At 73.5% G+C, this 9,023-nt stretch carries 7 protein-coding genes and 1 rRNA gene; 4 read left to right on the forward strand and 4 right to left on the reverse strand.

The genetic code is table 11. From position 1 onward, the window contains the following. Positions 1-179: 179 nt before the first annotated feature. Positions 180-944: an IclR family transcriptional regulator gene (locus tag ABZ497_RS33000; RefSeq protein WP_352295079.1), complete on the reverse strand. Its 765-nt coding sequence runs from the start codon at positions 942-944 to the stop codon at positions 180-182. A gap of 118 nt (positions 945-1,062) precedes the next feature. After that, the gene (mmuM, locus tag ABZ497_RS33005; RefSeq protein WP_359810838.1) at positions 1,063-2,013 is read right to left on the reverse strand and encodes a homocysteine S-methyltransferase; all 951 of its coding nucleotides are present in this window, start codon (positions 2,011-2,013) and stop codon (positions 1,063-1,065) included. A gap of 253 nt (positions 2,014-2,266) precedes the next feature. Between mmuM and ABZ497_RS33010 the strand changes: the two genes are divergently transcribed. The 3 genes from ABZ497_RS33010 to ABZ497_RS33020 all read left to right on the forward strand — a co-directional run bounded on the left by ABZ497_RS33010 (position 2,267) and on the right by ABZ497_RS33020 (position 5,932). Then, complete coding sequence (locus ABZ497_RS33010) at positions 2,267-3,169, forward strand: NUDIX domain-containing protein (RefSeq protein WP_359810840.1); 903 nt, start codon at positions 2,267-2,269, stop codon at positions 3,167-3,169. Positions 3,170-3,210: 41 nt separating this feature from the next. Next, positions 3,211-3,759: an NUDIX domain-containing protein gene (locus ABZ497_RS33015; RefSeq protein WP_329490865.1), complete on the forward strand. Its 549-nt coding sequence runs from the start codon at positions 3,211-3,213 to the stop codon at positions 3,757-3,759. 154 nt (positions 3,760-3,913) lie between these two features. After that, positions 3,914-5,932, forward strand: a complete 2,019-nt coding sequence (locus ABZ497_RS33020; protein ID WP_329490866.1) for an acetoacetate--CoA ligase — start codon at positions 3,914-3,916, stop codon at positions 5,930-5,932. Between the two features lie 105 nt (positions 5,933-6,037). On the opposite strand, the gene ptsP is transcribed toward ABZ497_RS33020, so the two are convergent. Beyond that, entirely contained in the window at positions 6,038-7,708 is a 1,671-nt protein-coding gene (gene ptsP / locus ABZ497_RS33025; RefSeq protein WP_359810844.1) for a phosphoenolpyruvate--protein phosphotransferase, read from the reverse strand. Positions 7,709-7,808: 100 nt separating this feature from the next. Continuing rightward, entirely contained in the window at positions 7,809-8,258 is a 450-nt protein-coding gene (locus ABZ497_RS33030) for a PTS glucose transporter subunit IIA (protein WP_329490869.1), read from the reverse strand. Between the two features lie 675 nt (positions 8,259-8,933). Between ABZ497_RS33030 and ABZ497_RS33035 the strand changes: the two genes are divergently transcribed. Further along, a 16S ribosomal RNA gene (locus ABZ497_RS33035) occupies positions 8,934-9,023 on the forward strand; the annotation flags it as partial.

Raw genomic sequence — 9,023 nt, forward strand, 5'->3', positions numbered from 1 at the left:
TTCCTCCCCAGGCCGCCTTCACGTCAAGGCCGGGTTACGCAGCTGTGACCCTTCACTCGAAGTTACCAATCGACTCACGTCAAATATGGACAAAACGCTAAGGCGCGGACAGGCATCCCGCCTGTCCGCGCCTCAGCGTGAACGTCAGATGTCCGCGGCCGCGGCCGCCGGCGCCGGGGTCAGAACCGTCCGGCGCCCAGGTCCCGGGAGATCGCCCGGGCCGCGCTGCGCACCGAGGCGACCAGCGAGGGCCGCACGAAGCCGTCCTCGCAGACCCGCTCCACCGGGCCGCTGACGCAGACCGCGCCGACCGGGTTGCGCCGCCGGTCCTGGATCAGCGCGCCGATCGAGGCCACGCCCTCCCAGGTCTCCTCGATCGAGTCGGTCCAGCCGCGCTCCCGGGTCAGCGCCGCCTCGGCGTCCACGTCCGCCAGGTCGGTCAGGGTCCGTGCGGTGTACGCCTCCAGCGGGCCCTCGCCCAGCTCCCCGCGGGCCACCGGGTCGTACGCCAGCAGAACCTTGCCGAGGGCGGTGCTGTGCAGCGGCTGCATCGAGCCGACCTCCAGCACCTGCCGGGTGTCGTCCGGACGGAAGACGTGATGCACGATCAGCACGCCCTGCTGGTGGAGCACCCCGAGGTAGACGGTCTCGCCGGCCGCCCTGGCCAGGTCGTCCGCCCAGACCAGGGCCCGGGCGCGCAGCTCGTGCACGTCCAGGTAGCTCTGGCCCAGCCGCAGCAGCTCCGCGCCCAGCTGGTACTTGCCGCTCTCCGGGTCCTGCTCGACGAACCCCTCCTGCTGGAGGGTGCGCAGGATCCCGTGGGCGGTGCCCTTGGCGAGGCCCAGGGCCGTCGCGACCTCGGACAGCCCCAGGCGGCGCTCGCCGCCGGCCAGCAGGCGCATGATCGCGGCGGCCCGGGAGAGCGACTGGATCGGGCCGGGCATTCGGTACCTCCGCGCTGACAGGCGGTCGACAATGTCGACCGCAGTGGTAACGGGACGAGTCTGCCAGGCCGCGCCCCGTCCGTGCACCTTCCCCCTCGGTAATCTCCGTCCGGCGCGGTCAGTCCCGCCCGCGCGCCACCTCGGCGGCCAGCGCCGCGATCTCCCGCGGGCCCACCCGGCAGCAGCCGCCCACCAGCCGGGCGCCGTCGGCCAGCCACCCCGCCACCCCAGCCCGGCCGCCGCCGGGAGCGGCCCCGGGCACGCCGAACGTCGCCGCACCGCGCCAGGCACGGGCCCCGGCGTCCCAGCGCTCGCCACTGTTCGGATAGACCACCACCGGCTTGCCGGTCACCCGGGCCGCCGTCGCCACCGCCCGGTCGGCGTCCTGCGGCGTGCAGCAGTTCACCCCCACCGCGACCACCTCGTCGGCGTCCGCGGCCAGCGCGAAGGCCTCCGCCAGCGGCTGCCCGGCCCTGGTCCGGTCGCCCGCCACGCTGAACGACAGCCAGGCCGGCACGCCCAGCCCGCGCACCGCCCGCAGCAGCGCCCGCGCCTCGTCCGCGTCGGGCACCGTCTCCAGCGCCAGCACGTCCGGCCCGGCGGCCGCCAGCACCTCCAGCCGCGGCCGGTGGAACGCCTCCAGCTCGGCGGTCGTCAGCCCGTACCGGCCCCGGTACTCCGAGCCGTCGGCCAGCGCGGCGCCGTACGGCCCCACCGACGCGGCGACCCACAGCGGCCGGTCCGCCCGGACCGGCGCCGCGGCGCGGCGCGCCAGCTCCACCCCGAGCGCCAGCAGCCGCTCCGCGTCCGCGCGGCCCAGCCCGCGCCGGGCGAACCCCTCGAAGCTCGCCTGGTAGGTCGCGGTGATCGCGACCTGCGCCCCGGCCTCGAAGTACGCCCGGTGGGCGGCGACCACCGCCTCCGGGGCGTCCGCCAGCAGCCGGGCCGACCACAGCGCGTCCGACAGGTCGTACCCGGCCGCCGCCAGCTGGTTGGACAGCCCGCCGTCCAGGACCAGCGGACCGGCGGCCAGCGCGGCGGCGAAGCCCGGCGGGGCAGGGGCGGGCATGACGGCCTCCTCGGGGGCAAAGCTCCTGGTCACAGAGTAGAAGACCGGACGCCCCCGGCCGGCCCGAAAACCATTTGCCGCCCGGCCCCCGGATCGCTACGTTGTGCTCACCCCGAGAACGACGGCAGGACGGCGGCCCGCCGGTCCTCCCGGTACCGCCGACCGCACGACACGCCCGCCACACCCGACGCGCCCGGCAGCGACCGTCGGCGACCGACCGGCCCGACGAAGCGCCAGCGGAGAGGAGCCCGCCATGACCGTGGAACGACCGCCCGCCCACGAGAACGACTGGCTCGCCGCCTACGACCCGCGCGCCTACACGCCCGTCGCCGTCACCGTCGACGTCGTCGCCCTGACGCTGCGCCACGGCAGCCTGCACGTCCTGCTGGTCGAGCGCGCCGCGCCGCCCTACCAGGGGTACTGGGCACTGCCCGGCGGCTTCCTGCGAGCCGGCGAGGAAGGGCTCGACGAGGCCGCCGCCCGCGAGCTCGCCGAGGAGACCGGCCTGGTCGGCACCGCCGACGCCGAGGCCGCCCTGAGCCGGATCCACCTCGAACAGCTCGGGACGTACGGCGCCCCCACCCGGGACCCGCGCATGCACGTGGTCTCCGTCGCCTACCTCGCCTTCGCCCCCGACCTGCCCGACCCGCAGGCCGGCTCGGACGCGGCCACCGCCGCCTGGCACGCCGTCACCGAGCTCGACCTCCGGCCGTCCACCGGCCGGTCCCCAGCCGCCGGTGTGCCCGCCGACACCCACGGGGGTGGCGTCGGCGGGCACACCGGCCACCAACCCGCGGCCGACGGCCCCGCCGGCACCACGACGCTCGCCTTCGACCACGCCCGGATCGTCGCCGACGGCCTCGACCGCGCCCGCGCGAAGATCGAGTACAGCCCGCTGGCCACCGCCTTCCTCCAGTACGACTTCACCATCCCCGAGCTGCGCGCCGTCTACGAGGCGGTCTGGGACGAGAAGCTCCACCCCGGCAACTTCCACCGCAAGGTGCTCTCGGTGCCCGGCTTCGTCGAGAGCACCGGGACGACCACCGAGCGCGGCGGCGCCCGCGGCGGCCCACGGGCCCGCACCTACCACGCCGGCGACGCCCACCTCCTGCACCCCGCACTGCTCCGGCCCACCCGGGAGGACGAGATCCGCTGACCGGCGCCACCGGTCGCGCCCACGCGCACTACCATCCGGCCATGACGACTCAAGAGGTGAGCAGGACGAGCAACCGGCCGAACTCCCACTGCCACTGGTGCGGCACGCCCTACCCGCCCGGCACCACGGCCTGGCCCCGCACCTGCCCCGGCTGCTCCGAGATCAGCTACCGCAACCCGTTGCCCGTCGTCGTCACCCTCCTCCCGGTCACCCAGGAGAGCGGTGCGCCCGGCCTCGTGGTCATCCGCCGCACCATCGAGCCCGGCTACGGCCAACTCGCCCTGCCCGGCGGCTACGTCGACTACGGGGAGAGCTGGCAGCAGGCCTGCGTCCGCGAGCTGCGCGAGGAGACCGGCATCCTGGCCGAGGCCGGGGACGTCACCCTGGTCGCCACCGACTCCGACACGCACGGCGGCTTCCTCTGCCTCTTCGGCCTGCTCCCCGCCCGCCCGCTCGCCGAGCTCCCGCCCTCGGTCCCCACCGAGGAGACGGAGGGCTGGCAGCTCGCCGACCCCACGACCGCCCTCGTCTTCGCCTTCCACACCCGGGTCTCCCAGGCCTGGTTCAACGGCGAGTACGCCCACCACTGACCGTGCCCGGGGACGGGGCTGACCAGGCTCGCACGGCCGCGGCAGACCCTGGCGTACCGCGCGATCACATGGCAGGGTCTGCTCCGACAGCCCCAACCGGACGGGCCCTGCCACAAGCACCCCCGTCCCATCCAACGGCCGGGAGACCACCACCGTGAGCACCCCATCCCAGGACCAGCCGCTCTGGCGCCCCAACCCCGCTCGCGCCGCAGCCACCGGCCTCGTGGCCTTCCAGGCCTGGGCCGCCGAACACCACGGCGCACCGGCCGCCCCGCTGGCCCCCGTCGACAGCGACGAGCAGGCCGCCCGGCGCTACGCCGACCTGCACAGCTGGTCCACCGAGGACCTCGACCGCTTCTGGACGGCCGTCACCCAGTGGTTCGGCGTCCGCTTCACCGAGGCCCCCGAAGCCGTCCTCGCCGAAGCCGCCATGCCCGGCGCCCGCTGGTTCCCCGGCGCCCGCCTCAACTACGCCGAGCACGCCCTGCGCGCCGCCGACGACGAGGCCAACGCCGACAAGCCGGCGATCCTCCACCTGGACGAGACCACCGAGCAGCCGACCGTCCTCACCTGGTCCGAGCTCCGCCGCCAGGTCGGCTCGCTCGCCGCCGCCCTCCGGGCCCGCGGCATCGGCCCCGGCGACCGCGTCAGCGCCTACCTGCCCAACATCCCGCAGGCCGCCGTCGCCCTCCTCGCCAGCGCCGCCGTCGGCGCGGTCTGGACCAGCTGCGCCCCCGACTTCGGCGCCCGCAGCGTCCTCGACCGCCTCCAGCAGATCGAGCCCGCCGTCCTCTTCGCCGTCGACGGCTACCACTACGGCGGCAAGGACCACGACCGCGCCGAGGTCGTCGCCGAACTCCGCCGCGAGCTCCCCAGCCTGCGCACCGTCGTCCACGTCCCGCTGCTCGGCGCGCCCGCCCCCGACGGCGCCCTGCACTGGGACGACCTGGTCGCCGACGACGTCGAGCCGGTCTTCGAGGCCGTCCCCTTCGACCACCCGCTCTGGGTCCTCTACTCCTCCGGGACCACCGGCCTGCCCAAGGCCATCGTCCAGAGCCAGGGCGGCATCCTGCTGGAGCACCTCAAGCAGGCCGGGCTCCACCTGGACCTCGGCCCCGAGGACCGCTTCCTCTGGTACACCTCCACCGGCTGGATGATGTGGAACTTCCTCCTCGCCGGCCTGCTCACCGGGTCCACGATCGTCACCTACGACGGCAGCCCCGGGCACCCGGACACCGGTGCCCTCTGGTCCGTCGCCGCCCGGACCGGCGCCACCGTCCTCGGCACCTCCGCGGCCTACGTCATCGCCAGCCGCAAGGCCGAGCTGCACCCCGGCCGCGACCTCGACCTCTCCGCCGTCCGCTGCATCGGCACCACCGGATCCCCGCTCCCGCCCGACGGCTTCCGCTGGATCTACGACGAGGTCAAGCAGGACGTCTGGCTCGCCTCCGTCAGCGGCGGCACCGACGTCTGCTCCTGCTTCGTCGGCGGCGTCCCGACCCTGCCGGTGTACCTCGGTGAGATCCAGGCCCCCTGCCTCGGCGCCGCCGTCGAGTCCTGGGACGTCCACGGCCGCCCGCTCACCGACGCGGTCGGCGAACTCGTCGTCACCAAGCCGATCCCGTCCATGCCCACCGGCTTCTGGAACGACCCCGACGGCGCCCGCTACCACGACAGCTACTTCGAGATGTACCCCGGCATCTGGCGCCACGGCGACTGGATCACCGTCACCTCCCGCGGCACCGTGGTCATCCACGGCCGCTCCGACTCGACGCTCAACCGCCAGGGCGTCCGGATGGGCTCCTCCGACATCTACGAGGTCGTCGAGCGCCTCCCCGAGATCGCCGAGTCCCTGGTCATCGGCCTGGAGGAGCCCGACGGCGGCTACTGGATGCCGCTCTTCGTCGTGCTCGCCCCCGGCGCGGTCCTCGACGACGGCCTGGTCGGCCGGATCCGCACCTCGCTGCGCACCGAGCTCTCACCGCGCCACGTCCCCGACGAGGTCATCGCCGTCCGCGGCCTGCCGCACACCCTCACCGGCAAGCGGATCGAGGTCCCGGTGAAGCGCCTGCTCTCCGGCACCCCGCTGGAGCAGGCAGTGAACCCGGGTTCGGTCGACGACATCGAGCACCTGCGCTACTTCGAGCAGCTCCGCCGCGACCGCCGGGCCTGACCTCGGACAGCACCCGGACAGCACGAACCCGGACAGCACGAAGGGGTGCCCCCATGACGGTGGGGGCACCCCTTCGCAGTCCTCGCTCCGGCCGCGTGCCGGGTGTCACTCGCCGGACAGCACCTGCTGGGCCGCGGCCCGCGCGTCCTCGGCGCTGTCCGCGGCCCGGGCGGCCTCGGCCGCCCGGCGGCACTGCGCCAGCGTGTACTTGGCCAGCGTGGCCCGCACATAGGGGATCGACGCCGCGCCCATGGAGAGGCTGGTGACGCCGAGCCCGGTCAGGACCACGGCGAGCAGCGGGTCGGAGGCAGCCTCGCCGCAGACGCCACAGCTCTTGCCGGTCGCCCGGGCGGCCTCGGCCGAGAAGGCGACCAGGTCCAGCAGCGCCGGCTGCCACGGGTCCTGCAGCCGCGCCAGCGCACCCACCTGGCGGTCGGCGGCGAAGGTGTACTGCGCGAGGTCGTTGGTCCCCAGCGAGAGGAACTCCACCTCCTGGAGGATCGACCGCGCCCGCAGCGCCGCCGACGGGATCTCCACCATCGCCCCGTACTTGGCGCTCAGCCCGGCCTGGCGACACGCGTCCGCGAAGTCCTTGGCGTCCTTGCGGTCGGCCACCATCGGGGCCATCACCTCAAGGTGCACCGGCAGCCCCTCGGCCGCCTTCGCCAGCGCGCGCAGCTGGGTCTGCATGACCTCGGGGTGCTCCAGCAGGGTCCGCAGACCGCGCACACCCAGCGCCGGGTTGGGCTCGTCGGCGGGGGTCAGGAAGTCCAGCGGCTTGTCCGCGCCCGCGTCAAGCGCCCGGACCACGACCCGGCCCTCCGGGAACGCCTCCAGCACCTTGCGGTACGCCTCGACCTGCTTCTCCTCGCTGGGAGCCTTGGCCGAGTCGTCCAGGAAGAGGAACTCCGTGCGGAACAGGCCGACGCCCTCCGCCCCGGCCTCCAGCGCGGCAGGCAGGTCCGCGGGACCGCCGACGTTGGCGAGCAGCGGCACCCGGTGCCCGTCCGAGGTCTGCCCCGGGCCGGACGAGGCGGCCAGCGCGGCCTTGCGCTCGGCGGCCGCGCGGCGCAGTTCGTCCTGCTTCTCCTGCGACGGCTCCAGCAGCACGTCGCCGGAGCTGCCGTCCACCGCGACCACGGTGCCCTCGGCGACATCGGTCGCCCCCGGCAGCGCGACGACGGCCGGCACGCCCAGGGCGCGGGCGAGGATGGCGCTGTGGCTGGTCGGCCCGCCCTCCTCGGTCACGAAGCCGAGCACCAGGGTCGGGTCCAGCAGCGCGGTGTCGGCCGGCGCCAGGTCACGGGCGAACAGCACGTACGGCTCGTCGCTGTCCGGAACGCCCGGCATCGGCACGCCCAGCAGCCGAGCCACGATGCGGTTGCGCACGTCGTCCAGGTCGGCGACCCGGCCGGCCAGGTACTCCCCGGCGGAGGCGAGCAGCGCGCGGTAGGCGGCGAAGGCGTCGTAGACGCCGCGCTCGGCGCTGCTGCCGACGGTGATCCGGCGGGCCACGTCGGCCATCAGCTCCGGGTCCTGCGCCATCAGCGCCTGGGCCTCCAGCACGGCCTGCGCCTCGCCGCCGGCCAGGTTGCCGCGGGCGATCAGGTCCGCGGCCACCGCCTCGACGGCAGCCTGGGCGCGGGCCTGCTCACGGGGGGCGTCCGCGGTCGGGATCTGGGTGGCCGACGGCTCCAGCACCGCCGTCCCCATGTGCCGCACCTGGCCGATCGCGACCCCGTGGCTGACACCCACGCCGCGCAGCGTCTTCTCCATGTCACCTGTCTCCGCTGAGAGAAGCGGCCCCGCCGGGTACCGCTGTGTGCCGGGCCGCCCCACCGAGTCCGGAGGGGCGGGTCTGCAGTAAAGAAAGAGGTCAGCTCCAGCTGAAGAGGGCGTCGCCCACGGCGACGTCCCCGTCCTCGCGAAGGTCGCCGAGCGAGTCGGGGGCGGCCTCCAGAGCGACGATCGGCGAGATCGGCGACTTGCCCGCGGCCTCGACGGCGGCCGGGTCCCACTTGATGACGGCCTGGCCGCAGGTCACCGTGTCGCCCTTGTTGACGAGGAGCTCGAAGCCCTCGCCGTTGAGCTGCACGGTGTCGATGCCGAGGTGCGTCAGCACGCCGTGTCCGTCCGCGTCCACGACGACGAACGCGTGGGGGTGCATGGAGACGACGACACCGTCCACCGGGGCCACGGCCTCGGTCGGCCGGCGCACCGGGTCGATCGCGGTGCCGGGGCCGACCATCGCGCCGGAGAAGACCGGGTCGGGCACGCCGGCGAGCCCGACGACACGGCCGGTCAGCGGCGACGTCACAGTGGTCATGGTTGAGCCTCCCAAGTGCGCAGTACAGAGAGCGGCCGCGAACTGCGGCAAGGACATCGACTGAAGCCTAAATCATGTCAACTTCGGACATCTGCTGACATTCCCGGGCGAACACTCACGCCCTGCCCGCCCTCACCGGCCGGCCATCTCACCGACCGCTAGTGGTCTAGTCCTCTTGGCCGATGCGCCGCACTCTACAGGCATCTTGGCGAATCGGGACCATTGCTGTATATGCTCGCGAGAGCAACAAATCATGCCTCCCAGCGGGTGAAGCTCGGCGTGCCCCGATTCGCGCTCCGGCCGACGACCCGCTATGGTTGGTCGAGTCGCCGCAAGTCGACGGTTAACAGCAGGTTTCAGAAGCGAAAAGCACCGGTAAACGGAGCGGAAAGCGTCTGGTAAGCTGGAAACACGAAAGAACGAAGCGCCCGGAGGGCCCGCTGGAAGGCGGTCCGAAGGAAGTGTCCGTTCCTTGAGAACTCAACAGCGTGCCAAAAGTCAACGCCAGATATGTTGACATCCCCGGCCTTGATCCTTGTGATCGGGGTTGGAGATTCCTTTATGTAGTAAACACTAGCGAGGACGCAGTGCGCGGGGCCGCCCTATTCCGGTGGTTGCCGTGCCGCTCGACGCGAGTGCAGCTCGCGCTCTTAATTGAGCACAGCCGAGCAGACATTCACGGAGAGTTTGATCCTGGCTCAGGACGAACGCTGGCGGCGTGCTTAACACATGCAAGTCGAACGGTGAAGCCCTTCGGGGTGGATC

The organism is Kitasatospora sp. NPDC005751 (genome assembly GCF_040630835.1).
Lineage (GTDB): Bacteria > Actinomycetota > Actinomycetes > Streptomycetales > Streptomycetaceae > Kitasatospora.